This is a genomic window from Citrobacter amalonaticus (genome assembly GCF_018323885.1).
GTDB classification, from domain to species: Bacteria; Pseudomonadota; Gammaproteobacteria; order Enterobacterales; family Enterobacteriaceae; genus Citrobacter_A; species Citrobacter_A amalonaticus.
In genome coordinates, this window is sequence record NZ_AP024585.1 from 2,559,366 (window position 1) to 2,583,967 (window position 24,602).

Annotated in this window: 22 protein-coding genes and 2 tRNA genes; 11 read left to right on the plus strand and 13 right to left on the minus strand. The window is 53.5% G+C overall.

Translation table 11 applies throughout. The features are described from left to right. Positions 1–43 precede the first annotated feature (43 nt). The gene (gene tdk / locus KI228_RS12015) at positions 44–661 is read right to left on the minus strand and encodes a thymidine kinase (protein WP_044257707.1); all 618 of its coding nucleotides are present in this window, start codon (positions 659–661) and stop codon (positions 44–46) included. 604 nt (positions 662–1,265) lie between these two features. Here tdk and hns point away from each other — a divergent pair. After that, entirely contained in the window at positions 1,266–1,679 is a 414-nt protein-coding gene (hns, locus tag KI228_RS12020; RefSeq protein ID WP_042318627.1) for a histone-like nucleoid-structuring protein H-NS, read from the plus strand. 139 nt (positions 1,680–1,818) lie between these two features. On the opposite strand, the gene galU is transcribed toward hns, so the two are convergent. The 3 genes from galU to rssA all read right to left on the minus strand — a co-directional run bounded on the left by galU (position 1,819) and on the right by rssA (position 4,942). After that, positions 1,819–2,727: a UTP--glucose-1-phosphate uridylyltransferase GalU gene (gene galU, locus KI228_RS12025; protein ID WP_043000503.1), complete on the minus strand. Its 909-nt coding sequence runs from the start codon at positions 2,725–2,727 to the stop codon at positions 1,819–1,821. A 200-nt stretch (positions 2,728–2,927) separates the two neighbouring features. Next, positions 2,928–3,941: a two-component system response regulator RssB gene (gene rssB, locus KI228_RS12030; RefSeq protein WP_043000502.1), complete on the minus strand. Its 1,014-nt coding sequence runs from the start codon at positions 3,939–3,941 to the stop codon at positions 2,928–2,930. A gap of 92 nt (positions 3,942–4,033) precedes the next feature. Beyond that, entirely contained in the window at positions 4,034–4,942 is a 909-nt protein-coding gene (gene rssA, locus KI228_RS12035) for a patatin-like phospholipase RssA (protein ID WP_043000501.1), read from the minus strand. Positions 4,943–5,053: 111 nt separating this feature from the next. Here rssA and KI228_RS12040 point away from each other — a divergent pair, with 111 nt between their 5' ends. The 4 genes from KI228_RS12040 to KI228_RS12055 all read left to right on the plus strand — a co-directional run bounded on the left by KI228_RS12040 (position 5,054) and on the right by KI228_RS12055 (position 6,772). Further along, positions 5,054–5,509: a YchJ family protein gene (locus KI228_RS12040; RefSeq protein ID WP_061070047.1), complete on the plus strand. Its 456-nt coding sequence runs from the start codon at positions 5,054–5,056 to the stop codon at positions 5,507–5,509. Positions 5,510–5,564: 55 nt separating this feature from the next. Further along, positions 5,565–6,407, plus strand: a complete 843-nt coding sequence (gene purU / locus KI228_RS12045) for a formyltetrahydrofolate deformylase (protein WP_043000499.1) — start codon at positions 5,565–5,567, stop codon at positions 6,405–6,407. 160 nt (positions 6,408–6,567) lie between these two features. Further along, positions 6,568–6,652: transfer RNA gene (locus tag KI228_RS12050), tRNA-Tyr, on the plus strand. Between the two features lie 35 nt (positions 6,653–6,687). Beyond that, positions 6,688–6,772, plus strand: a tRNA-Tyr gene (locus tag KI228_RS12055). Positions 6,773–6,887: 115 nt separating this feature from the next. On the opposite strand, the gene KI228_RS12060 is transcribed toward KI228_RS12055, so the two are convergent. Next, on the minus strand, positions 6,888–7,331 hold the full coding sequence (locus tag KI228_RS12060) for an Lrp/AsnC family transcriptional regulator (RefSeq protein WP_044257703.1): 444 nt from the start codon (positions 7,329–7,331) through the stop codon (positions 6,888–6,890). Between the two features lie 107 nt (positions 7,332–7,438). Here KI228_RS12060 and KI228_RS12065 point away from each other — a divergent pair, with 107 nt between their 5' ends. Beyond that, a complete protein-coding gene (locus tag KI228_RS12065; protein WP_104010310.1) occupies positions 7,439–8,320 on the plus strand; it encodes a DMT family transporter in 882 nt (293 codons plus the stop codon). A 12-nt stretch (positions 8,321–8,332) separates the two neighbouring features. On the opposite strand, the gene narI is transcribed toward KI228_RS12065, so the two are convergent. The 5 genes from narI to KI228_RS12090 form a co-directional block, all read right to left on the minus strand. Next, entirely contained in the window at positions 8,333–9,010 is a 678-nt protein-coding gene (narI, locus tag KI228_RS12070; protein WP_044257700.1) for a respiratory nitrate reductase subunit gamma, read from the minus strand. Beyond that, positions 9,010–9,720 (minus strand): nitrate reductase molybdenum cofactor assembly chaperone, encoded by a 711-nt coding sequence (narJ, locus tag KI228_RS12075; RefSeq protein WP_044257699.1) that lies wholly within the window; start codon positions 9,718–9,720, stop codon positions 9,010–9,012. Before narJ ends, narI begins: the two co-directional genes overlap by 1 nt. Beyond that, a complete protein-coding gene (narH, locus tag KI228_RS12080) occupies positions 9,717–11,252 on the minus strand; it encodes a nitrate reductase subunit beta (RefSeq protein ID WP_044257698.1) in 1,536 nt (511 codons plus the stop codon). The genes narJ and narH overlap by 4 nt, the downstream gene beginning before the upstream one ends. Next, positions 11,249–14,992 carry a nitrate reductase subunit alpha gene (locus tag KI228_RS12085; protein ID WP_044267200.1) on the minus strand — a complete coding sequence of 1,248 codons (3,744 nt, stop codon included), beginning with the start codon at positions 14,990–14,992 and terminating at the stop codon, positions 11,249–11,251. The genes narH and KI228_RS12085 overlap by 4 nt, the downstream gene beginning before the upstream one ends. A 389-nt stretch (positions 14,993–15,381) precedes the next feature. After that, complete coding sequence (locus tag KI228_RS12090; RefSeq protein WP_043000493.1) at positions 15,382–16,773, minus strand: NarK family nitrate/nitrite MFS transporter; 1,392 nt, start codon at positions 16,771–16,773, stop codon at positions 15,382–15,384. A 352-nt stretch (positions 16,774–17,125) separates the two neighbouring features. Here KI228_RS12090 and narX point away from each other — a divergent pair, with 352 nt between their 5' ends. Both narX and narL read left to right on the plus strand, forming a co-directional pair. Continuing rightward, a complete protein-coding gene (gene narX, locus KI228_RS12095; protein WP_200040444.1) occupies positions 17,126–18,922 on the plus strand; it encodes a nitrate/nitrite two-component system sensor histidine kinase NarX in 1,797 nt (598 codons plus the stop codon). Then, on the plus strand, positions 18,915–19,565 hold the full coding sequence (narL, locus tag KI228_RS12100; protein WP_042318615.1) for a two-component system response regulator NarL: 651 nt from the start codon (positions 18,915–18,917) through the stop codon (positions 19,563–19,565). Before narX ends, narL begins: the two co-directional genes overlap by 8 nt. Here the strand turns inward: narL and KI228_RS12105 are convergent, their stop codons facing one another. Next, positions 19,566–20,972: a YchO/YchP family invasin gene (locus KI228_RS12105; RefSeq protein ID WP_061070045.1), complete on the minus strand. Its 1,407-nt coding sequence runs from the start codon at positions 20,970–20,972 to the stop codon at positions 19,566–19,568. 208 nt (positions 20,973–21,180) lie between these two features. Here KI228_RS12105 and KI228_RS12110 point away from each other — a divergent pair, with 208 nt between their 5' ends. Together KI228_RS12110 and KI228_RS12115 are read left to right on the plus strand one after the other, a co-directional pair. Then, positions 21,181–21,534 (plus strand): DsrE/DsrF/TusD sulfur relay family protein, encoded by a 354-nt coding sequence (locus KI228_RS12110; RefSeq protein ID WP_043000489.1) that lies wholly within the window; start codon positions 21,181–21,183, stop codon positions 21,532–21,534. 263 nt (positions 21,535–21,797) lie between these two features. Beyond that, positions 21,798–22,043 (plus strand): DUF1883 domain-containing protein, encoded by a 246-nt coding sequence (locus KI228_RS12115; RefSeq protein WP_042318612.1) that lies wholly within the window; start codon positions 21,798–21,800, stop codon positions 22,041–22,043. Positions 22,044–22,090: 47 nt separating this feature from the next. On the opposite strand, the gene KI228_RS12120 is transcribed toward KI228_RS12115, so the two are convergent. Together KI228_RS12120 and chaB are read right to left on the minus strand one after the other, a co-directional pair. Continuing rightward, on the minus strand, positions 22,091–22,786 hold the full coding sequence (locus KI228_RS12120; protein WP_044257693.1) for a gamma-glutamylcyclotransferase: 696 nt from the start codon (positions 22,784–22,786) through the stop codon (positions 22,091–22,093). 196 nt (positions 22,787–22,982) lie between these two features. After that, positions 22,983–23,213, minus strand: coding sequence for a putative cation transport regulator ChaB (gene chaB / locus KI228_RS12125; protein WP_043000487.1), 231 nt, complete (start codon positions 23,211–23,213; stop codon positions 22,983–22,985). A gap of 273 nt (positions 23,214–23,486) precedes the next feature. On the opposite strand from chaB, the gene chaA reads away from it, so the two are divergent. Beyond that, the gene (gene chaA / locus KI228_RS12130; protein ID WP_061070044.1) at positions 23,487–24,587 is read left to right on the plus strand and encodes a sodium-potassium/proton antiporter ChaA; all 1,101 of its coding nucleotides are present in this window, start codon (positions 23,487–23,489) and stop codon (positions 24,585–24,587) included. Positions 24,588–24,602 lie beyond the last annotated feature (15 nt).

A 24,602-nucleotide genomic window follows, 5' to 3' on the forward strand; every position in this document is an offset into this window, starting at 1 on the left:
TAAACGGTTCAGCGCGTCGCTAAGCGTTTATCAGTAGGTAAAATTAGTCGTGGCTATGGCGTTCCTGTATCGCCGTCAGAGAGCCCTCCTCCAGCGCTTCCTTATAATGCTTACGACAGACCGAGACATACCGCTCGTTGCCGCCAATAACTACCTGCTCGCCTTCATTGTAGGGTCTGCCCGCCTGATCAAGACGCAACACCATACTTGCTTTACGCCCGCAGAAGCAGATCGTTTTTAATTCCACCAGCTTATCTGACCACGCCAACAGGTATTGGCTACCCACAAATAGTTCACCGCGAAAATCAGTGCGTAATCCGTAGCACAACACCGGAATATCCAGTTGATCAACAACTTCCGATAATTCATAAACCTGCTGCCGGGTTAAAAACTGACATTCATCCACCAGCACGCAATGAATAGGTTGACGCGCATTATCGGCTGCAATCTCTTCATACAACGATGAATTCTGGTTAAACAATTTGGCGGGAGAAGACAACCCGATACGCGAACTCACTTTCCCCGCACCATAACGATCGTCTATTTCCGCGGTATATACGACAGTACGCATCCCGCGTTCCTGGTAATTGTATGAAGATTGCAGTAAGGCTGTCGACTTACCTGCATTCATTGCTGAATAGTAGAAATATAGCTGTGCCATCGGCCACAGACCCTCACCAAAGTGAAATAAAGACGGGGCGCAGTGTAGCATAATTTCAATCGTTATCGGTGCCAGGTTCTGTTCTCGTTGGCTATATCCTCCGCCTCCCCCTCCCGGCGCGAGAAAAATCTGTAGGGCCGAATGTACGGAAAATACGAATTAACAATTGAACAAACAATGCGCGGCGGCTCCCATTCTTGTCGTAATGTGCGTTTGATATTCATCAACGCTGCTTATCAACGCTGACCTAATGGAAACCCTGAACTTATTGTTACTGTTCTACATAACTGTTGCGAAGTAATAGACTGTGCTCATCAACAAAACTAATACAAAAGGTTGAAATCACTACAATGAATGTCTATTTCATCATGTGAAAATGTGACCTGAATCCGGATGTTCTCGCCTGAAAAAAGGAGTAACCGCTCAGCCAATAAGCCTTTTTTTGTGCGTTCCTTCAAGAAAAATTTAAGTTCGGATATTTATTGCAGGCAAAAAATAAAGGGCAATTTTGAATTCCTTACATTCCTGGCTATTGCACATCTGAATTTAACGCTCTATTATTAGCTCAACAAACCACCCCCAATATAAGTTTGAGATTACTACAATGAGCGAAGCACTTAAAATTCTGAACAACATCCGTACTCTTCGTGCGCAGGCAAGAGAATGTACCCTTGAGACGCTGGAAGAAATGCTGGAAAAATTAGAAGTTGTTGTTAACGAACGTCGTGAAGAAGAAAGCGCGGCAGCCGCTGAAGTTGAAGAGCGCACTCGTAAACTGCAACAATATCGTGAAATGCTGATTGCTGACGGTATTGATCCGAATGAACTGCTGAATAGCATGGCGGCGGTTAAATCCGGTACCAAAGCTAAACGTGCAGCGCGTCCGGCTAAATATAGCTACGTTGACGAAAACGGTGAAACTAAAACCTGGACTGGTCAGGGTCGTACTCCGGCAGTGATCAAGAAAGCAATGGAAGAGCAAGGTAAACAACTGGACGATTTCCTGATTAAGGAATAATCTGTAATCTCCTTGCTTAAAATCCCGCGCTCTGCGGGATTTTTTATGCCTGCAATCTGACGATTTCTCATCAAACGTTGGTATAAAAAAACGGCGCTGGATGTCAGCGCCGTCTCAGTTCGTTAATTATAACGTCTGGTTACTTTTTAATACCCATCTCTTCTTCGAGCCAGGCCTTAAATTCGCTACCAAGCGAATTATGTCGAATGCCATATTCCACAAACGCCTGCATATAACCTAATTTATTGCCGCAGTCGTGGCTCTTTCCTTTCATATGGTAGGCTTCAACAGTCTCTTTTTCGATCAGCATGTCAATCGCGTCAGTCAACTGAATTTCGTCACCTGCGCCTGGAGGGGTTTTCGCCAGCAGAGGCCAGATGTCCGCGCTCAACACGTAGCGGCCAACAATCGCCAGGTTTGACGGGGCGACATCGGCTTTCGGTTTCTCCACAACGCCCACCATTGGCACGCTCTCACCTGGTGCCAGCGGTACGCCTTTACAGTCAACCACACCGTATGCGGTCACATCCGCGACCGGTTCAACCATAATCTGGCTATTTCCGGTTTCATCAAATCGACGGATCATTTCAGCCAGATTATCCTGGGATAAATCGGACTCAAACTCATCAAGAATAACGTCAGGCAAAATAACCGCGACAGGTTCATTACCAACCACGGGATGGGCGCACAATACCGCATGGCCCAGGCCTTTTGCCAGCCCCTGGCGAACCTGCATTATCGTGACGTGTGGGGGACAAATAGACTGAACTTCTTCGAGTAGCTGGCGCTTAACGCGTTTTTCCAGCATCGCTTCCAGTTCGAAACTGGTATCGAAGTGGTTTTCGATCGAATTTTTCGAGGAGTGCGTCACCAGTACAATTTCAGTGATGCCCGCAGCAATACACTCGTTTACGACATACTGAATTAATGGCTTATCAACCAGCGGCAACATCTCTTTCGGGATCGCTTTCGTCGCCGGTAACATCCTGGTTCCTAATCCCGCTACCGGGATAACGGCTTTTTTGACTTTCGTGTTAATGGCAGCCATTTAAATTCTCCTGGACTGTTCATGTATTGAACGTGTTCATCAATCTGTATCGCATCGAGTATATCAGGACTGACACAAGCCTCAGGTCCGAAAAGGATGCGTGTTCGTATAATTAAGATAAATACGTATAAGACTGGCGCAGATAGTAACACCCGCAGAGAAAGGCAGATACGGCAATTTGCATCCGCCCTCTCGATTGTTCATTCCGCAGACAACATAAGACGTAGCCGACCTCCTGCCCCCCAAATTTGACACTGCCAGGCGTCGCAGCGTTGGCTAATTTGGTTAAGGTAAGTATTACCCAACGTTCCCAGTGGAACGCCGTTACTGATCTGCACATTATGCAATCCGGTATTTAATGTCGCATTGAGTCCGGCAGAAACCAGAATCAGATTTTTAAGCTCACTGTGATAATAGCCAACTAATAGCGGAAACTGTCCGGGTAAATTGGCCTGGCGAAGCAGATGGTTGACCTGTTTCAATAATGCCCCCAGTTCCGGTAGACGCTGATTCTGATGTGCAAGTTGATCCTGTAACAGGCCATTAAATAACGCCCGCAGGAGTAACGCCGCCAGCACACCGTTGTCGCCAGCCCGGGTAACGTCCAGACAATAAAATGCGAGATCGTTATCCGAAAGCGGCGCGATATCCAGCACCAGTCCAGGCTTATCCGCCGAAACCAGTTGTCGGTAATTGACCCGGCAATGCGAAATAATCTGCTGCACCGGAGGTTGAAGTTCCTGAAGTAATTTTGCCGCGGCGGCAGGATTATCCACCATCGCATCCCAGTCGCGAAACAGGCGCTCTTCTTCTTCAACCCGGGAATTAAACATATTCGGATACAGACAGGCAAACACCGTTTCCCGCAGTCGGGTCAGGTCTTTCACCGGCTTCAGCAGGACGTCATCTACGCCAAGACGTAAAGCTTTGGCAATATCCGCCATATTTTCTGTCGCCGAGATCACCAAAATCGGCGTCTGGTCACCGCGATTACGCAAATGCTCCACCAGACTGAGGCCGTTCATTCTTGGCATTGCAAGATCGCAAATCATGAGATCGGGTGTGAAATCAGCTAAACGGTCCAGTGCTTCTATGCCATCGGCCGCCAGTGCTGTTGTCGCTCCCAAAGAGGAAAACCACGAATCCAGAAGCGAGCGGAAAACCGGCTCGTCCTCAACGATTAGAATCTGTTTTCCGACCAATGGCTGCGTCATGTTCTCTCCCCTGACTGGCTTTACTCAATAGTGGCATGCTATTGCCACACACGCCTGTCAGAATATGCTTAAGTGTAGTTAAAAATGGTGCGTCAAACGCCGGCACGCACCAGAGGTAAAAGCTCGTCCATCTTTTTCTCTACCGCTAATCGCCCTGCTTCTATGGCAGAGCTGGCGCGATGAAAATCCAGGGTGGAGATTTGTGGACAGAACGGTTGAATTAAGATATCCGGCGGGTCGCCCGCCATGCGATTACGCTTCAGACGATTTTCCAGCACCTGAATCGAGGTGGTCATGATTTCCATCGCGGTTGGCGCTGTCACCACACGGCGGGCGGTAATATTGCCCAGCCGTTCTTTCAGGCGCGCATGCCAGGAAAGTCCGTCATTATCTCCCTCCGGGCTGTCATCGCTGACGTTCAATGACAACAGATCCTGCTGCATCAAATGCGCGTCATGTTGCAGATCGACGGCAATCACAATATCCGCGCCCAGCGCGCGGGTCAGTGAGATGGGAACCGGATTAACGACGCCGCCGTCCACCAGCCAGTAGCCATTGTGAGCGACGGGCGACATCAGGCCGGGAATACTACAGGAGGCGCGAACGGCAAGATGGAGATCGCCCTCCGTAAACCATAATTCACGCCCCGTGCTGAGATTGGTCGCCACCGTCGCAAACCGACGGCTGCACTGTTCAATTTCAGCCACGGGCATGACGTTGCGATATTGATTAAAGACGCGCTCGCCGCGCAACAGTCCGCCTCGACGCCAGGAGAGATCCATCAGACGCAGGACATCCCAATAGCTGAACGAGCAGACCCACTCTTCAAGCGCGGGCAATTTGTTACAGGCGTAGGCGGCACCAACCAGCGAACCGATGGAGCACCCAGCGACGATATCAACATCAATGCCCATGTGTTTGAGGGCTTTGATGACACCAATATGGGACCAGCCTCGCGCAGCACCTGAGCCCAGCGCCAGACCTATTTTCATTTTTCTCATTTGACCGACAAACTTCCCCTGGCTTACGGGCGTAGCAACATCTCCAACGCTCAGTTAACATAGTGCTACCCTGGCTTTTTTATACGCCGTTTTTTTATCAGGGAGTTTTTTGTGTCTCAGCTTTGTCCCTGTGGTAGCGCAGTCGAGTATAGCCTATGTTGCCACCGATATCTGTCTGGCGAGCAAGTCGCACCCGATCCATTGCACCTCATGCGTTCGCGCTACTGCGCTTTTGTGATGAAAGACGCAGATTATTTGATCAGTACCTGGCATTCGGCCTGTCACGCGGCCCGTTTCCGGGATGAGATCAGTGCCGGATTTGCCACAACTGAATGGCTGGGGCTGACCGTTTTCGAACACACCGTGTCTGAGGCGGACAACACCGGTTACGTCAGTTTTGTCGCCCGTTTTCGCGAACACGAAAAACCAGGGGCGATCATTGAACGTTCTCGTTTTTTAAAAGAAAACGGTCAGTGGTACTATATCGATGGTACACGCCCGCAATTTGGACGCAACGACCCCTGCCCTTGTGGCTCAGGTAAAAAATTTAAAAAATGCTGCGGCTAGTCAATTGCCCGACAGTATTCACTCAGCAAACATCATCAACAGGATTACCGCTGCAATGCATTCTTTACAACGAAAAGTGCTTCGTACCATCTGCCCTGACCAGAAGGGGCTTATCGCGCGTATTACGAATATTTGCTACAAACATGAACTGAATATCGTGCAGAACAATGAGTTTGTAGACCACCGCACCGGTCGTTTTTTCATGCGCACCGAACTGGAAGGCATTTTTAACGACGCCACGCTGCTGGCCGATCTGGATAGCGCCTTACCGGAAGGCTCCATTCGCGAGTTGAATCCTGCCGGGCGCCGTCGCGTGGTGATTCTGGTCACCAAAGAAGCGCATTGTCTGGGCGATCTGTTAATGAAAGCCAACTATGGCGGTCTGGATGTGGATATCGCCGCCGTGATTGGTAATCACGAAACGCTGCGTTCGCTGGTCGAGCGTTTTGAAATTCCTTTCGAGCTGGTCAGTCACGAAGGATTAACCCGTGAAGAGCACGATCAGAAGATGGCGGACGCGATTGACGCGCACCAACCGGATTACGTGGTGCTGGCGAAATATATGCGCGTGCTGACACCGGAGTTTGTGGCGCGCTTCCCGAACCAGATTATTAATATTCACCACTCGTTCCTGCCAGCGTTCATCGGCGCACGCCCTTACCACCAGGCTTATGAGCGCGGGGTGAAGATCATCGGCGCGACGGCGCACTACGTGAATGACAATCTGGACGAAGGTCCGATCATCATGCAGGACGTCATCCATGTGGATCACACCTACACGGCCGAAGACATGATGCGCGCCGGGCGCGACGTCGAAAAGAACGTTCTGAGCCGCGCGTTGTATCAGGTACTTGCCCAGCGCGTGTTTGTGTACGGCAACCGGACGATTATTCTTTAATCGACTGAGAAATGAATTGGTTAGCTTTTACGCCTTTACGGGTAAAAATCAGGCAACCAGTTTATTTTTCTCGCCGGAATGCTTTACAGGGGCGCATCATTTGATATGATGCGCCCCGCTTCCCGAAATGGAAGCAGGCCAGTAAAACGCATTACCCCGTGGTGGGGTTCCCGAGCGGCCAAAGGGAGCAGACTGTAAATCTGCCGTCATCGACTTCGAAGGTTCGAATCCTTCCCCCACCACCATTCACGCTGTAAGTTCTGACAATATATTTACCCCTGGTGGGGTTCCCGAGCGGCCAAAGGGAGCAGACTGTAAATCTGCCGTCATCGACTTCGAAGGTTCGAATCCTTCCCCCACCACCATCACTTCCCTGTTATCCCTTTGCCAAATCAATTGATGTTTCCCTGTATTCTGCCCATGCGGGGAAGGATGAGAAGCTTCGATTAAGGTTCGATTCGAACGCCACCCAGCAAAACGCTACATCGGTGGCAATCTGCGCTTCACCGGCGAGCTTTTCACGATCGATGTATTACACTGCGCATGCTCGGAAAGTCCATCAAGCAAGGTATCGAGTTGATCGATGGTGCGCACCACCAGCCGGATAACGAAACAATCCTCGCCGGTCACTTTGTCGCTTTCAATACATTCGGGCATCGCCTGAATATATTTATCCACTTTATGAAGCAGGCCCGGTAAAGGCCGAACCCGTACCAGCGCCTGCAAGGTATATCCCAGCGCAGTCAGGTTTACCTGCGCGCCATATCCCTGAATGACGCCGCGCTCTTCCAGGCGTTTCACACGCTCAGCGGTACTCGGTGAAGTCAATCCTACCCGACCACTCAATACCTTTAATGACATCCGCGCATCTTCTACCAGACACGCTACTATCCGTCGGTCGATTTCATCAATAAGGTCATTCATCAATTTTTCCTTATAATAAAAAGTTATTCACGCATTTCACCTTATATCAACGCTGTAAAAGCGAACAGCCATTTTCGAAAATAGAGCCTTCAATCAGGAGGTGTGTGATGCGTGATCTTCAGCAAGGCGTCTGGCAAATGAGCCTGGCAATGGTGATTTCCGGTTCAATCGGCGCGTTTGTGTTACTTTCCGGCCTGCCGGTTACTGACGTGGTGTTCTGGCGCTGCCTGATTGGGGCTATCGCGCTATTTCTCTTTATCCGTCTCAGCAAACAACCGTTTAGCCCGCTGACCAGCGTCACGTTGGGGCTGGCAATCCTGGGCGGCATCGCGCTGGTCGTAAACTGGTTGCTGCTGTTTGCCGCCTACGAGCGCATCTCAATCGGTCTGTCGACCGTGGTGTACAACACCCAGCCCTTTATGCTGGTGATGATGGGAATGCTGATGGGCGAGCGAGTCAGTGCAGTAAAATGGGGCTGGCTGTTCCTCGCCTTTGGTGGTGTGGTCATTTTATTATCGGGTGAACTGACCGGAGGCCATCCTACAGCCTGGTTAACCGGTGTGGCCCTCGCACTTGGTGCAGCGTTCTTTTACGCCCTGACGGCAATCATTACCCGCAGACTGAGAAGCATCGCGCCACAGCATATTGCCTTTATTCAGGTGCTGACGGGGGTGGTCATGCTCTTGCCGCTGGCCCAGTTCCCGGCGCTCATCCACGCATACCCGTGGGGTATCTTACTGACGCTGGGGATTGTTCATACCGGCATCATGTACCAGTTGCTGTACAGCGCCATTCAGAAATTGCCCACGCCTGTTACCGGTTCGTTATCCTTTATTTATCCGGTGGTGGCGATCGTCGTCGATAACGTGGTGTTTGGTCATTCACTTAACGCCACACAACTGACAGGCGGCGCGTTAATTCTGTTTGCGGCGGCAGGAAATAACCTCGGCTGGGGCGAAAAAAAAACCCCGCAAATGCGAGGTTTCTGATAAAGCCACCCATCAGTGACGGGCGCGAACAATCTGGTATTTGCGCGTCAGATACTCCACGGGCGCGCTCCAGATGTGTACCAGACGGGAGAACGGGAACAGCAGGAACAGCGTCATCCCCAGTACCAGGTGCAGACGGAAGATAAACGCCACCCCCTCCAGATGCGCCGATGCCCCCCCGTGGAACGTCACCACAGACTGCGCCCATCCCACCAGTTTCATCATTTCGCTGCCGTCCATATGCTGGGCGGAGAACGGAATGGTCGACAGTCCCAGCGCACACTGGATCACCAGCAGCGAGAGGATCAGGATGTCAGCGCCGGTGGTGGTCGCCCGCACGCGTGGGCTAAACAGACGACGTTTGAGCAACAACACGCCACCCACGAGACACATCAGGCCCGCCGCGCCGCCGCCAATCATTGCCATCTTCTGTTTCACTTCAATAGGCAGCCACGCTTCATACATCCAGTGCGGCGTCAGCATACCGAGGAAGTGACCGGCGAAGATCCCCAGAATCCCGAAGTGGAACAGGTTTGAGGCCATGTTCATCCCCTTGCGATCCAGCATCTGGCTGGACGCGGCGCGCCAGGTATACTGACCGTAGTCATAACGCAGCCAGCTACCAATCAGAAACACAGACCCGGCGATATACGGATAGATGTCAAAGAAGAACATATTCAGGAAGTGCATTATTGCTGTCCTCCGGTGGTGATATTCAGATATTGCGGCGCAACGGCTCCGGCAAAACGACGCTGGTGAGCGGAGATTTCAGACTCGCCGCAGCCCTGATCGGCAAAGAATTTCACCTGCTCTTCTTCCCAGACCGCATCGAGCGCTTGCGGCGTATCGTCGCGAACTTCATCGGCAATTTTTTCGGCAACTTTGTCACTGTCGATCGTCGCATTCGCCAGCTTCAGCAGCAGGTCGAACAGCACCGCATAGCGGCTTTCACGTTGTTGCAGACGCGCACTCAGTAGCGCCAGAATCGGGGCGATGTCCTGCAACCCGCCCAGCGCCTCGCGCTTCGGCAACTGTGCCAGGTATTCCAGATACAGCGGCAGATGATCCGGCAATTCACGACTGTCGAGCTGTAAACCGTGCTGCTCGTACTGCGCCATCAGATCAACCATCGCCTGACCGCGGTCGCGTGACTCACCGTGGACATGTTCGAACAGCAATAGCGAGGTTGCCCGACCGCGGTCAAACAGTTCGCTGTAGTTGGCCTGCACATCCAGCATCTCCTGCGCGGTTAAATCGCGCAGGAAAACGCTGAGCGTATGCGCATCCTCTTTATCAAGATTTTCAGATGACGCGAGTGCATCGTACAGTTCCTGCTGATGCTGCCACAGGGCAGCATCCGGGTACTCGAGCAGACGCGAAACAATGACGAGTTCAATCATTGGTGCGGCTCCGTTTTGCTGGTCACATCGATGGCGTCAATGCGGCGGCTGTTGAACAGGTTGAATTTGGTGTCAGAACCGTGGCAACCGTCGCCGAAGGTAAAGCCACAACCGCTTTTCTCCGGGAACGCATCCCGCGCCAGTTCACGATGGCTACTCGGTACGACAAAACGATCTTCGTAGTTGGCAATCGCCAGATAGCGGTACATCTCCTGCGCCTGTGCTTCGCTTAAGCCCACCTCTTCCAGCGCGCGGGTATCCACTTTACCGTCAACGGTTTCCGCACGTTTATAGTGACGCATCGCCAGCATCCGTTTCAGCGCCAGCAGCACCGGTTGGGTATCGCCTGCGGTGAGCAAGTTAGCAAGGTACTGAACCGGAATACGCAGGCTGTCGACGTCCGGCAGAATGCCGTTGCTGCCAAGCTCACCCGCATCCGCCGCCGACTGAATCGGGGACAGCGGCGGCACATACCATACCATCGGCAGCGTGCGATATTCCGGATGCAGCGGCAGTGCCAGCTTCCAGTCCATCGCCATTTTATAAACCGGCGACTGCTGTGCGGCATCAATCACGCTCAATGGAATACCGTCTTTCAGCGCCTGTTCGATGACCACCGGGTCGTTCGGATCGAGGAAGACATCCAGTTGGCGCTGATACAGATCTTTTTCGTGTTCGGTGCTCGCCGCGCTTTCAATCGCATCTGCGTCATACAGCAGTACGCCGAGATAACGAATACGGCCCACGCAGGTTTCGGAACAGACGGTTGGCTGGCCAGCTTCAATACGCGGATAACAGAAGATGCACTTCTCGGACTTCCCACTCTTCCAGTTGAAGTAGATCTTTTTGTACGGACAGCCGGTGATGCACATCCGCCAGCCGCGGCACTTATCCTGGTCGATCAGCACGATGCCGTCTTCTTCACGCTTGTAGATGGCGCCGCTCGGGCAGGTCGCCACGCACGCCGGGTTGAGGCAGTGCTCGCACAGGCGCGGCAGATACATCATGAAGGTGTTTTCAAACTGACCGTACATCGCCTTCTGCATGTTTTCGAAGTTCTGGTCTTTGGCGCGTTTTTCAAATTCGCCACCCAGAATTTCTTCCCAGTTCGGACCGCTGGTGATTTTGTCCATCCGCTTGCCGGTAATCAGCGAGCGTGGACGGGCAATCGGCTGGTGCTTACTTTCCGGCGCGTTGTGCAGGTTCTGGTAGTCGTAGTCAAACGGCTCGTAATAGTCGTCAATTCCCGGCAGATGCGGGTTGGCGAAAATTTTACCGAGCAGCATCGCACGGTTCCCCATACGCGGCTGCAGTTTGCCGTTGATTTTACGGATCCAGCCGCCCTTCCATTTCTCCTGGTTTTCCCAGTCATTCGGGAAACCAACGCCAGGCTTGCTTTCCACGTTGTTGAACCAGGCGTATTCCATCCCTTCGCGGCTGGTCCAGACATTTTTACAGGTCACAGAACAGGTGTGGCAGCCGATGCACTTATCGAGATTCAGCACCATGCCGACTTGTGAACGAATTTTCATTTTACGCTCTCCTGTACCTGGTCATTGCCTTCGCCGTCCAACCAGTTAATGTTCTTCATCTTACGTACCACAACAAATTCATCACGGTTTGAACCGACGGTGCCGTAGTAGTTAAAGCCGTAGGCCAGTTGCGCATAACCACCAATCATGTGAGTGGGTTTTGGCGTAATACGGGTCACTGAGTTGTGGATCCCGCCGCGCTGCTGGGTAATTTCAGACCCTGGCAGGTTCACGATACGTTCCTGGGCGTGATACATCATGGTCATCCCGGCCGGAACACGCTGGCTTACCACCGCACGCGCCGTCAGGGCACCGTTACTGTTGAACACTTCGATCCAGTCGTTATCTTCAATGCCCAAATCTTTGGCGTCGGTTTCACTCATCCACACAATCGGGCCGCCGCGTGACAAGGTCAGCATCAGCAGGTTGTCGCTGTAGGTAGAGTGGATGCCCCATTTCTGGTGTGGCGTCAGGAAGTTGAGCGCTTTTTCCGGGTTACCGTTGGATTTCTCGCCCATCACTGATTTCACCGAACGGGTGTCGATAGGCGGACGGTAAACCAGCAGGCTTTCGCCGAAATCACGCATCCACTGGTGATCCTGATACAGCGACTGACGACCGGTCAGCGTACGCCACGGAATCAGCTCATGTACGTTGGTGTAACCGGCGTTGTAAGAGACGTGTTCGTCTTCCAGACCGGACCACGTCGGGCTGGAGATGATCTTACGCGGCTGCGCCTGGATATCGCGGAAGCGGATTTTTTCCTCTTCTTTATTGGTCGCCAGATGCGTATGGTCGCGTCCGGTAAACTCGCTGAGCGCGGCCCAGGCTTTTACCGCCACGTGCCCGTTCGTTTCCGGCGCCAGGGTCAGGATCATCTCTGCCGCGTCAATGGCGGTGTTGAGCATTGGTTGGCCTTTTGCCGGGCCGTCTGCCTTGGTGTAGTTAAGCTTACGCAGCAGGTCCATTTCGCTCTGAGTATTCCAGGCGATCCCTTTACCGCCGTTACCGATTTTCTCCATCAGCGGGCCGATCGAGGTGAACCGTTCATAAGTCGCCGGGTAATCGCGTTCAACGGTCATAATGTGCGGCGCGGTGACGCCCGGAATCAGATCGCATTCGCCTTTTTTCCAGTCCTTCACGTCCAGCGGCTGCGCCAGTTCGGCGGCAGAATCGTGTTGAATCGGCAGCGTGACGACATCTGTCTCTTTCCCGAGATGCCCCACGCAGACTTCTGAGAATTTCTTCGCGATAGCCTTGTAGATTTCCCAGTCGCTTTTCGATTCCCAGGCCGGGTCAACGGCCGCAGACAGCGGATGAATAAACGGATGCATATCCGAGGTATTCATGTCGTCTTTTTCATACCAGGTCGCCGTTGGCAGCACGATGTCGGAGTACAAACAGGTACTCGACAGACGGAAGTCCAGCGTCACGACCAGGTCCAGCTTGCCGTCGAGACCGTTGTCCTGCCATTCCACTTCTTCCGGCTTCACGCCTCCCTGCTGACCCAGATCTTTCCCCTGGATCCCGTGTTCGGTTCCCAGCAGGTATTTCAGCATGTATTCATGCCCCTTACCGGATGAGCCCAGCAGGTTGGAGCGCCAGATGAACAGGTTGCGCGGATGGTTTTTCCCGTTCTCCGGCTGCTCGGCCGCGAAACGGATCGAACCTTCTTTCAGTGATTTGACGGTGTAATCCACCGGCGTCATCCCGGCTTTCTTCGCGTCTTCGGCGATAGTCAACGGGTTGGTACCAAGCTGCGGTGCGGACGGCAGCCAGCCCATGCGCTCAGCACGCACGTTGAAATCAATCAGATGACCGCTGTAGCGCGATTTATCCGCCAGTGGTGACAGCAGTTCCTGCGCGGTAACGGTCTCATAGCGCCACTGGCTGGAGTGGTTGTAGAAGTACGACGTACTGTTCATGTGACGTGCCGGACGCTGCCAGTCAAGGGCAAACGCCAGCGGCTGCCAGCCGGTCTGCGGACGCAGTTTTTCCTGGCCGACATAGTGCGCCCAGCCGCCGCCGCTCTGGCCGATACAGCCACAGAACACCAGCATGTTGATCAGACCACGATAGTTCATATCGAGGTGATACCAGTGGTTCAGACCGGCACCGACGATGATCATCGAACGGCCATGCGTCTTATCGGCGTTGTCGGCAAACTCACGCGCGATGCGGGTGATCTGTGCACGTGGTACGCCGGTAATCTGTTCTGCCCACGCCGGGGTATACGCTTTGATGTCGTCATAACTGGTGGCGCAGTTGGCATCGTTCAGACCGCGTTCCAGACCGTAGTTAGCCATCGTCAGGTCATAGACGGTGGTAACCAGCGCCGTTGTGCCGTCTGCCAGTTGCAGGCGTTTAGCCGGCAGTTTGTGCAGCAGCACGTTTTCCAGTTCGACTTTATTGAAGTGCTCGGTGCCTTCACCGCCAAAGTACGGGAAGCCCACCTCGGCGATCTCGTCCTGGCTACCCAGCAGACTCAATTGCAGTTCTGTCTCGGCACCGGTCGTACCATCGCGCTGCTCGAGGTTCCATTTGCCTTTTTCACCCCAGCGGAAACCGATCGAGCCGTTCGGCGCAACCATGTCACCATTGTTGTTAATGGCAACGGTTTTCCATTGCGGATTATTTTCCTGGCCCAGTGAATCCACAAGGTCAGCAGCGCGCAGCATACGGCCCGCGGCATAGTAACCGTCACGCGCTTCCAGCATCACCAGCATCGGCATGTCGGTGTAGCGACGTACGTAGTCGGTAAAGTACTGGCTCGGATTGTCGAGATGGAATTCACGCAGCATGACGTGACCCATTGCCAACGCCATCGCCGCATCGGTGCCCTGCTTCGGCGCCAGCCAGAGGTCGCACAGCTTGGCGATTTCTGCGTAGTCCGGCGTTACCGCAACGGTTTTGGTGCCTTTATAACGGACTTCGGTAAAGAAGTGAGCATCCGGCGTACGGGTCTGCGGAACGTTAGATCCCCAGGCGATGATGTAGCTGGAGTTGTACCAGTCAGCGGATTCCGGCACGTCGGTCTGCTCACCCCAGGTCTGCGGAGATGCCGGTGGCAGGTCACAGTACCAGTCGTAGAAGCTCAGGCAGGTGCCGCCAATCAGGGAGAGATAACGCGCGCCGGACGCATAAGAAACCATCGACATCGCCGGGATCGGCGAGAAGCCCGCTACGCGGTCCGGGCCGTACGTTTTCACGGTATAGACGTTAGAAGCGGCAATCAGCTCATTCACTTCCTGCCAGGAAGAACGGACGAAACCACCGCGACCACGCGCTTGTTTAAAGCTTTTTGCTTTATCGGCGTCTTCGATGATGGACGCCCAGGCGTCAACCGGATCGCTGTGCAGTGTCTTCGCCTCACGCCACATCTTCATCAGACGTTTGCGCATCAGCGGGTATTTCAGTCGGTTAGCACTGTAGAGATACCAGGAGTAACTCGCACCACGCGGACAGCCACGAGGCTCGTGGTTTGGCATGTCCGGACGGGTACGTGGGTAGTCGGTTTGCTGGGTTTCCCAGGTCACCAGACCGTTTTTAACGTAGATTTTCCAGCTACATGAGCCGGTGCAGTTAACCCCGTGGGTTGAGCGCACAACTTTATCGTGCTGCCAACGCTGGCGATATCCATCCTCCCAGTCCCGGTTGGTTTCGAGAAGCTGGCCGTGCCCATTGGCAAAGGTTTCACCCTTCTGCTTGAAGTAGCGAAACCGGTCCAGGAATTTACTCATCGGTTCTCTCCTGTGGAGCCTGACGGCTCTCTGATAAATCGACATTGCTTGATTGAGAGCGAAGGTAACGCTCTGAAAGGTCGTGAGAATTGATAACGATCAAGGCATACAGGGATGAAAACGGAGGGTAATTTTTGAAATACCCCTTTTGGAGGATTGGACATTTAACTATATCCATCTGTTTTTAAAGCTTATTTTTTCAATCGTATTTTCCGCAAATGTTAAATTCTTTACGAGTGGGTATTAAGGGGTATGCCCCTCTGGTTGACCTCTTTTCGTAACGAACTGACAGAGCGACGTGACAATAACCATCAGTATGTTGTAACTAATCAGAGGCAAAAAAAAGCGCGGTCTAACGCCGCGCAATGGGGAATACATGACTGCTGTTTTTATTTTTTCGAATGTCGTCCGTATACCAACCAGGTGATAATCACACAGGCGATATAGAAGATCAGGAAGACTTTCATCGCGTCAACCGGTGAGCCGGTTAACGCCAGCGAGGTACCAAACGCTTTCGGGATAAAGAAGCCGCCAATCGCGCCAATTGCAGAGATAAAGCCTAACGCTGCTGCCGTATCGGTCGCCGCTTCGCGCATCGCTTTCTCTTCAGAGCCGCCTTCAGCCTTCACGCGATCCATCGTCAGCTTACGGAAGATAACGGAGATCATCTGGAAGGTGGAGCCGCTACCCAGCCCGGCCGTCATAAACAAGGCAAGGAAGACCGCGAAGAAGGCGATGAAACTGCCACCCGCGCCGTTGGTTGGTAAGGTCAGGAACAGCAGACCGCTGAAAATCGCCATCAGCACGAAGTTCACCAGCGTGACACGAGTCCCGCCTAATCGGTCAGAGATCGCCCCGCCCGCAGAACGCGCCAGCGCGCCAACCAGGGGACCAAAAAATGCATAATGCAGGATCTGAATCTCCGGAAACTGGGTCTTTGACAGCATCGCAAAACCTGCGGAAAACCCTATGAACGAGCCGAACGTCGCCAGATAAAGCAGGCTCATGATCCACAGATGACCGCGCTTGAGAACCGGTAATTGCTCCTTCAACGATGCTTTTGAGGTCGCCAGTTCATTCATACCAAACCAGGCCGCCAGCGTGAAGAAGGCGAGGAACGGCACCCAGATCCATGCGGCATTCGCCAGATACAGTTGCGAACCATCCGGTTGCTCAACGCCGTGGCTGCCAAAGACAGCGAAGATCGACAGCGAGACCACCAGCGGCGCAACAAGCTGCATCACGCTGACGCCCATATTTCCCAGACCGCCGTTCAGCCCCAGCGCACCGCCCTGCTTCTGCTTTGGAAAGAAGAAACTGATGTTCGCCATACTGGAGGCAAAGTTTGCGCCGGCAAAGCCGCACAGCAGTGAAATCACGATAAAGGTACTGAACGGTGTGGACGTATCCTGCACCGCGAACCCTAACCAGACGCACGGGATAATCAGGATCCCGGTACTGAACGCGGTCCAGCGACGACCGCCGAAGACCGGTACCATAAAGGAGTAAGGCACACGTAATAACGCGCCAGAGACCGACGGTAACGCCGTCAGCATAAACAACTGTTCAGTGGTAAACGTGAAACCGACTTTCGGCAGATTCACCGCAACAGCACTGAATAACATCCAGACGCAAAACGCCAGCAGCAGACAGGGGACAGAAATCCACAGGTTGCGACTGGCGATACGATGACCTCGCTGTGCCCAGAATGCCGGATCTTCCGGCCGCCATTCTGTGATTACAGCTCCAGATGCCCTTTCGGGGGCGGATGAGTGACTCATAGACACCTCTGATACTCGATTCGATGCCTGAAACATTAGGGTTTACAGCGCGAGGTAAGTTGATATAAATCAAAGGAAAAGTTGTCGATATCTCAACGGAAAAATCATGATCACCCTAAGTGAGTAGGATAATTCACCAAAAAATACGTGGTTTTTCACAGTGCTGCCTGCCGCAGCTACCCCCTTCCTCAAATCCCCTCCGGATACGGCAATTAAGAGGTAACTCGCTTTAGGTATGGGTATACTCCAGGGGATGGTCGAGAATAACGCCACTGCCGATTCTGCCCGGCACTCTCGTCATTCATTGAGGTTTCCCCATTCGCTGTCCGGAGACCTGAAGGAAGAAGGTTTTATGCTAAAACGTTGTCTCTCTCCGCTCACGCTGGTTAACCAGGTGGCGCTTATTGTGATGCTCTCAACCGCGATCGGCGTGGCGGGTATGGCTGTCTCTGGCTGGCTGGTTCAGGGCGTCCAGGGTAGCGCGCACGCCATTAATAAAACCGGATCGCTGCGGATGCAAAGCTATCGACTGCTCGCCGCGGTACCACTGAGCGCTGACGACCAGAAATTGCTTGATGAGATGGAGCAGACCGCGTTCAGCCCGGAACTGACCCGCGCAGCAGAACGCGACGGTCAGCAGGAACAACTGCGCGCCCTCCAGGATTACTGGCATCGCGAACTCTCCCCCGGCCTGCGGCAAGCCAGTAGCAGAGACGCCGTCGCGGCCGACGTCAACCAGTTTGTCGCTGGCCTTGATCGGCTCGTCTCCGCGTTTGACCACACCACCGAAATGCGCATCGAACGCGTGGTGATGGTGCACCGTGTGATGGCGATTTTTATGGCGCTGCTGCTGGTCTTTACCATTATCTGGCTGCGGGCGCGACTGCTTCAGCCGTGGAAGCAATTGTTGTCGATGGCCCGCGCCGTCAGTCAGCGCGACTTTACCCAACGCGCGCAAATCGGCGGGCGTAATGAGATGGCGATGCTCGGCGACGCGCTTAATAACATGTCCGACGAACTGGCAGAAAGCTATTCAGTGCTCGAACAACGCGTCAGAGAAAAAACGGCCGGACTGGAGCAGAAAAACCAGATCCTCTCTTTTCTCTGGCAGGCCAACCGCCGTCTGCATTCGCCGGTGCCACTTTGCGAACGACTCTCCCCGGTGCTGAACGGTCTGCAAAACCTGACCCAAATGCATGACATCGAACTGCGGGTTTATGACCAGGAAGATGAAGAGAACCATCAGGAATTTACCTGCCAGTCCGATATCAGCTGTGATGATAAAGGGTGCCATCTCTGTCCCCGCGAGTCGCTGCCGCCAATTGAAGGGGGAATGACGCTGAAATGGCGCTTAACGGACACCCATACCCAGTACGGCATTTTGCTGGCGACCCTGCCGCAGGGGCATCACCTGAGTCACGATCAGCAGCAACTGGTGGATACCGTCGTGGAACAGCTCACCGCGACGCTGGCGTTGGATCGCAATCAGGAACGCCAGCAGCAGTTGATTGTCATGGAAGAGCGTGCAACCATTGCGCGCGAACTGCATGATTCTATTGCACAATCACTGTCCTGTATGAAGATGCAGGTCAGTTGCCTGCAAATGCAGGGAGAGACATTGCCGGACAGCAGCCGCGACCTGCTCGGCCAGATCCGCAACGAGCTGAATGCGTCATGGGCGCAACTGCGTGAACTGTTGACGACGTTTCGCTTACGGCTGACGGAACCCGGTCTGCGCCCCGCGCTGGAAGCCAGCTGCCAGGAATACAGCGTCCGTTTTGGTTTTACGGTGAAACTGGATTATCAGTTACCACCGCGCCTGGTGCCTTCGCATCAGGCGATTCACCTGCTGCAAATTGCCCGCGAAGCCTTAAGCAATGCGCTTAAGCATTCTCACGCTGATGATGTGGTGGTCACCGTGGCGCTGAAAGGCAAGCAGGTAAAATTGACTGTACAGGACAACGGCTGCGGCGTTCCTGAGAACGCCGAACGCAGTAACCACTATGGCATGATCATTATGCGCGACCGGGCACAGAGCCTGCGCGGAGATTGCCAGGTACGCCGTCGCGAGACGGGAGGCACTGAAGTCGCTGTCACGTTTATTCCCGAAAAATACTTCACAGAAGTTCAAGGAGATACCCATGAATAATCAGGAACCGGCAACTATCCTGCTCATCGACGATCATCCGATGTTGCGGACCGGCGTCAAACAGCTTGTCAGCATGGCGCCCGATATCACCGTGGTCGGTGAAGCCAGCAACGGCGAACAGGGTATCGAACTGGCCGAATCGCTTGACCCGGATCTGATCCTGCTCGACCTGAACATGCCGGGGATGAACGGGCTGGAAACCCTCGACAAATTACGTGAGAAAGCGCTGTCCGGACGGATCGTCGTCTTTAGCGTGTCGAATCATGAGGAAGATGTCGTGACGGCGCTCAAGCGCGGGGCTGATGGTTATCTGTTGAAGGATATGGAACCGGAAGATCTGCTTAAGTCGTTACAGCAGGCTGCCGCCGGAGAGATGGTCTTAAGCGAAGCGTTAACGCCGGTGCTGGCTGCCAGCCTGCGCGCCAACCGCGCCACCTCCGATCGCGATGTCACCCAACTCACCCCGCGTGAGCGTGACATTCTGAAGCTTATCGCCCAGGGTCTACCGAACAAAATGATTGCCCGCCGCCTGGATATCACCGAGAGCACGGTGAAAGTCCACGTGAAGCATATGCTGAAGAAGATGAAGCTTAAATCACGTGTTGAAGCGGCAGTGTGGGTGCATCAGGAACGTATCTTCTGATTACTCCTCCGGGAGCAACCTCCAGCGCGGATCGTCCCCTGGCATTGCCATAAAGGGTTCCGTCAGCGTGAGCGTGATCTCATTGGAAGAGACACGCTGCCCCTTCTCATCTTCCACCACTACCGACAACTGCCAGCGGTTATTCGCGCCTTCGCTGCTGTCCCAGGCCGGCATAATCACCGTCCAGCCCTCAACGCTTTCCGCGTTCGCCCCCGCCGTCAGGCTCAGCGCCTGCGCGTCCCCCTGCCAGGTGAGATGACGAACGCCATGCCGACTACGTACCTGCAATTTTAGCGGCACCGTTTCGCCCGGATGCAGATCCCACGGTGGGGTTGCCAGAAATACGCTCAGGGTTTTGCGCTGACGATACTCCATCGTCGGCAGGTTGTTGCGCTGCGGATGATCGTAGCGGCTTCCGCGCAGCGACTGGCTCTCCGCCACCTCGCTGGCAGCCAGTTGTTTTTTCAGCGGTACGCCGAAGCGGTAGTTCAGGTTCAGCCCGAGGTTGTTCTGGCTGAGACCGCTCTCCCCCTGCTTGTGCTGGGCGGTGACCGTGACCAGCGGGACCGGGGTGTAATTCAGCCCCAGTTTCACCGCCACCGGATTGTGATAGCCCGTTCCGGAATCGAACAGATCGACGCTGTCACCAAAATATTGTTCCACGCTAACGCTGGTATTGAGATATTCGTAGAACGGCAGTCGCATTTGCGCCGTTACGTCGTAACCGCGCGCCATTCGTTGCTCCAGCGTCGGCGTATGGGCGCGCCATGAGGCAAACGGCTGGTAATAATTGGCCGACAGCCGCAGGTATTCCCCCCACGCTTCAGCGCCCAGCCCGCCGCGCTGGAGGTTTTCATCGAGCAGATTATCGTAGAAAGTGTTATAGCCGAGCAGCCAGCCGTCACGCACCCAGCGCTGGCCGATACCCACATTACTCACCAGCCCGTCATCCTGCTGAGTAAGACCCAGTTGACCCCAGGTGAGGTAGCGCGAGTTATCCTGCCAGGGGACAAACCAGCTTCCGCGACTACCGTTGAAATTGCCTTCGTTATCGACCTGCACGTTGACGCTGGCCTTCCCCCATGGCGACAGCCAAGATTCCAGTTGTTGATTCACCTGCTCACTCACCGCATCGCGCACCTGGCCAAAGGCAAATTGTTTTGCCTGCTCGCCGGTGTCCAGACCGTTGTCGATCATGCTCGCCTCGCCAAAGGCTTTTACCATCTCGGCGAAATGTTTTTCGCCTTCATGCGATTCGGGAGCCATGCCCAGATCGGGCAACCCGTCCTGGTTATTATCAAAGGGATTTTCGGCCTGTTGCATAAAGGAGGATTGTGCACTGGCGTGACCGCCTGCTAACAGCAAGAGTAACCAGAGAGGGAGGGAATGCGATACAAAACGACTCAAATTGACGATAGCTTCTTACGGAATTCAGTTAACTTAACCTTTAAAAGCTTACCTGACTCCTCGTCGTTTTGCAGGTTTTCTCACACTTTCAGGAATATCCTTACTCTTGCCAGGCTCTCCTTTTCCTCAGACTTTCGTTGGTATCACCCCGCTTGCGCGGTAACATAAGTGACTGACAATTCAAACTTCCCCGCTAACAGGAGTCAACATGCAAAAGATAGTGATCATTGCCAACGGTGCGGCATACGGTAGCGAATCGTTATTTAACAGCCTGCGGCTGGCGATCGCGTTACGTGAACAGGCGAGCGACCTAGACCTTCGTCTGTTTCTGATGTCGGATGCCGTTACGGCGGGTTTGCGCGGTCAGAAGCCCACAGAAGGCTACAACATCCAGCAGATGCTGGAGATCCTTACTGCCCAGAACGTCCCGGTAAAACTGTGCAAGACCTGCACGGACGGGCGCGGGATCACGACACTGCCGCTGATCGACGGCGTGGAAGTCGGAACGCTGGTGGAACTGGCGCAATGGACGCTGGCCGCCGACAAAGTGCTCACCTTTTAATCCCCCTTTTCAGGCAAGCTTGCTGAAACAGCCGGTTATTTCCGAATTTAATCTTATTGGGGCGTATCTTTACCAAAAGTAAGTGCGCCCGATCACGCTTTTCTCCGGGATTTTGTCACTATTGTTTAATCGTTATGCCATTTTTTGATCAAAATCAGCATCCGCAGCCTAACTCTTTGGTGTTATGCCTCATGGGTAAAATGTGAACAACATCACGCAGCACTTCCGAAAGGAAGTACGTTGTTTTCAATACGGGGTGAGAAATGGCATTAGTAAAGGCAAGTTTGAAGTTATTTGGTGGGGATACCGTGGTCGTACGCTGTTCGGAGCGTTGCCACATCCATCTGATGAGCGAAAAAAATCACGTTAAAGACACGCAGACCGACATATTAAGCGTGCAGAACCGTGATAACGCATGGTTGACCGTACCGTATACCGGCGTCTGGAATGTCCTGATCGACAGTCATAGCCAGTCGCTTGAACATTCCATCAGTTATATCGCCGCCTGATACGCAAATGGCCCGGTCGCGCTTACGCAGCCGGGCCGACATAAGCCTCACGCGAAACCCGGCCGCAAAACACCTTCAGGCAGGGACTCCCCTAACAAACCGCGCACGTTAGTCACCAGATCGTTAAGACACTCATCCTGCATCCCCAGTTTCTGCAACTCCTGTTCAAGCGAAAACAGGTACTGCGCGTTCGTACCAAGCGGCCCACTGGCAGCAGCAATCAACGGGGCGATAATTTGCGCTCGCGTGTCCGACTCATACAGCGGATGGCGCGGATCCATAATAAATACCAGTGCATTGACCGTTCGTCCGTCGTCCAACGCCAGTTGACACCACGTCGGCAGGTAGCAGCCGGTGATCATTTCGCGCTTCCACAGCAGCGTTAATTCCTGTTCAAGCGAGGCATCCGGAAGACGATAGGCCACACCGGTGGTGCGTCCGCCCTCTTTTAGTGCAAGCATTCGTCCCGGCTGACACGCGGTTCCGCGCCCTGCCGTGAGACGCAGGCAAAATGCCCGATGCCATCCCACCAGCGTACCGGTACATGACTCCTCAAATTCTAACGCCGGGTTCCACATCAACGATCCATAACCGAAGATCCACACCGGTCCATCATCTGGTCGGCATGCCAGCGTCGCCGCAAGGGACGCTGCACGTTGCTCTGCTGACCATAAGAGTGATTCTTCAATAGCACCAAATGCCGTTTTACAATCGGCATTCATCAAGAAATCACGCGTTAACACCTTACACCTCCGCCACTGCATACTTCCCTGCGACAACTTTTTGACGCCTTCCGGGCATTTTAACTGCTCATTTTGAAACCAATATCACGACAATATGCAATTCATGGGCCGCTTGCAAGGCAGCAACGGGGGCGGGTAGCACGATTCGCCTACGCGTTCACGGGAGCTATAGCGTTAGACCTTATAATTGAAGTGGTTAGGATTTCTTATGCCACTTCTCATCTTCACCTTTGGCATACTCTTTTTTCACTGCTGACCACGCCACCTTATGTGCGGTCTCTTCCCGACTGGCATCATCGCGGCGATCGGCTTTGTCCTTGTACTGCTCCCAGGCACTATTGAACGCCTCTTTGTAGATCTCCTGGGCATGGGCGGGTAAGACGTGTTGTACGCTGTCTGGCAGATCTTTTTTTGCTTGATAGGGCATCATTGACTCCACTTTTTGGCTAAACCTTAAGTGTGGTCAACCCTGAGCGCCTCTGCCACTACAATAAGGTTTATTCATTCTGCAGCCTGCATAAGTTTCTGTTATTTAAACACTCTATAAACAAGAGTTTCTCTTTCTGTCGTTTTAAAGGTGAAAGGCCGAAATGCCGTAAAATTTCGTAAAATATCACCGTAAAGCCTGCGTTTTCTGTTATTTTTTACACGCTTTATTACATTTATAACTAAAATCGACCTGCAGAGATGGAGAGCATTCATGACATATGCACATGAGGCGGTGAAAACCCGCCATAAGGAGACATCGCTTATTTTCCCGGTTGTGGCGCTGGTAGTGCTGTTCCTGTGGGGGGGCAGCCATTCACTACCAGCGGTAATCGGCATTAACCTTCTTGCCCTGATTGGTATTTTAAGCAGCGCCTTTAGCGTTGTTCGTCACGCCGACGTACTGGCTCATCGCCTCGGCGAACCCTACGGCTCACTCATTCTGAGCCTGTCAGTGGTCATTCTTGAAGTCAGCCTGATCTCAGCGCTGATGGCGACCGGTGATGCGGCACCTACGCTGATGCGCGACACGCTCTATTCCATCATCATGATTGTCACTGGTGGTCTGGTGGGCTTTTCGTTATTACTGGGCGGGCGTAAGTTCGCCACTCAGTATATGAATCTGTTCGGTATCAAACAGTATCTGATTGCCTTGTTTCCGCTGGCAATTATCGTGCTGGTGTTTCCGATGGCGCTGCCCGGTGCGAATTTCACCACCGGCCAGGCGCTGTTGGTGGCCTTAATTTCTGCCGCGATGTACGGCGTATTCCTGCTCATTCAGACCAAAACGCACCAGAGTCTGTTTGTTTATGAGCACGAAGATGACAGCGACGACGACGACCCGCATCACGGTAAGCCCTCTGCGCACAGTAATGTGTGGCATGCCGTCTGGCTGGTGATTCATCTGATTGCGGTCATTGCCGTCACCAAGATGAACGCAAACCCGCTGGAGACACTGCTGACCGAACTGAACGCCCCGGTCGCCTTTACCGGCTTCCTGGTCGCGCTGCTGATCCTCTCTCCGGAAGGGCTTGGGGCGCTGAAAGCAGTGCTGAATAACCAGGTGCAGCGCGCCATGAATCTGTTCTTCGGTTCAGTGCTGGCCACTATCTCCCTGACGGTACCGGTGGTAACGCTGATTGCGTGGGCGACGGGGAATGACCTGGTGTTCGGCTTAGACGCACCAGAAATGGTAGTGATGGTGGCGTCACTGGTGCTGTGCCATATCTCGTTCTCAACGGGGCGCACTAACGTACTGAACGGTGCGGCGCATCTGGCGCTGTTTGCCGCCTATCTGATGACGATCTTTGCCTGATCCCTCAGACGAAAA

What these genes read in the sequence shown, in the direction of transcription:
- chaB (WP_043000487.1), bottom strand. Translation starts at nt 23,213, where the DNA reads ATGCCCTATCAAGCAAAAAAAGATCTGCCAGACAGCGTACAACACGTC.
- KI228_RS12085 (WP_044267200.1), bottom strand. Translation starts at nt 14,992, where the DNA reads ATGAGTAAATTCCTGGACCGGTTTCGCTACTTCAAGCAGAAGGGTGAA.
- chaA (WP_061070044.1), top strand. Translation starts at nt 23,487, where the DNA reads ATGACATATGCACATGAGGCGGTGAAAACCCGCCATAAGGAGACATCG.
- narJ (WP_044257699.1), bottom strand. Translation starts at nt 9,720, where the DNA reads ATGATTGAACTCGTCATTGTTTCGCGTCTGCTCGAGTACCCGGATGCT.
- hns (WP_042318627.1), top strand. Translation starts at nt 1,266, where the DNA reads ATGAGCGAAGCACTTAAAATTCTGAACAACATCCGTACTCTTCGTGCG.
- KI228_RS12065 (WP_104010310.1), top strand. Translation starts at nt 7,439, where the DNA reads ATGCGTGATCTTCAGCAAGGCGTCTGGCAAATGAGCCTGGCAATGGTG.
- tdk (WP_044257707.1), bottom strand. Translation starts at nt 661, where the DNA reads ATGGCACAGCTATATTTCTACTATTCAGCAATGAATGCAGGTAAGTCG.
- KI228_RS12115 (WP_042318612.1), top strand. Translation starts at nt 21,798, where the DNA reads ATGGCATTAGTAAAGGCAAGTTTGAAGTTATTTGGTGGGGATACCGTG.
- KI228_RS12110 (WP_043000489.1), top strand. Translation starts at nt 21,181, where the DNA reads ATGCAAAAGATAGTGATCATTGCCAACGGTGCGGCATACGGTAGCGAA.
- narI (WP_044257700.1), bottom strand. Translation starts at nt 9,010, where the DNA reads ATGCACTTCCTGAATATGTTCTTCTTTGACATCTATCCGTATATCGCC.
- rssB (WP_043000502.1), bottom strand. Translation starts at nt 3,941, where the DNA reads ATGACGCAGCCATTGGTCGGAAAACAGATTCTAATCGTTGAGGACGAG.
- narX (WP_200040444.1), top strand. Translation starts at nt 17,126, where the DNA reads ATGCTAAAACGTTGTCTCTCTCCGCTCACGCTGGTTAACCAGGTGGCG.
- KI228_RS12090 (WP_043000493.1), bottom strand. Translation starts at nt 16,773, where the DNA reads ATGAGTCACTCATCCGCCCCCGAAAGGGCATCTGGAGCTGTAATCACA.
- rssA (WP_043000501.1), bottom strand. Translation starts at nt 4,942, where the DNA reads ATGAGAAAAATGAAAATAGGTCTGGCGCTGGGCTCAGGTGCTGCGCGA.
- narL (WP_042318615.1), top strand. Translation starts at nt 18,915, where the DNA reads ATGAATAATCAGGAACCGGCAACTATCCTGCTCATCGACGATCATCCG.
- narH (WP_044257698.1), bottom strand. Translation starts at nt 11,252, where the DNA reads ATGAAAATTCGTTCACAAGTCGGCATGGTGCTGAATCTCGATAAGTGC.
- purU (WP_043000499.1), top strand. Translation starts at nt 5,565, where the DNA reads ATGCATTCTTTACAACGAAAAGTGCTTCGTACCATCTGCCCTGACCAG.
- galU (WP_043000503.1), bottom strand. Translation starts at nt 2,727, where the DNA reads ATGGCTGCCATTAACACGAAAGTCAAAAAAGCCGTTATCCCGGTAGCG.
- KI228_RS12060 (WP_044257703.1), bottom strand. Translation starts at nt 7,331, where the DNA reads ATGAATGACCTTATTGATGAAATCGACCGACGGATAGTAGCGTGTCTG.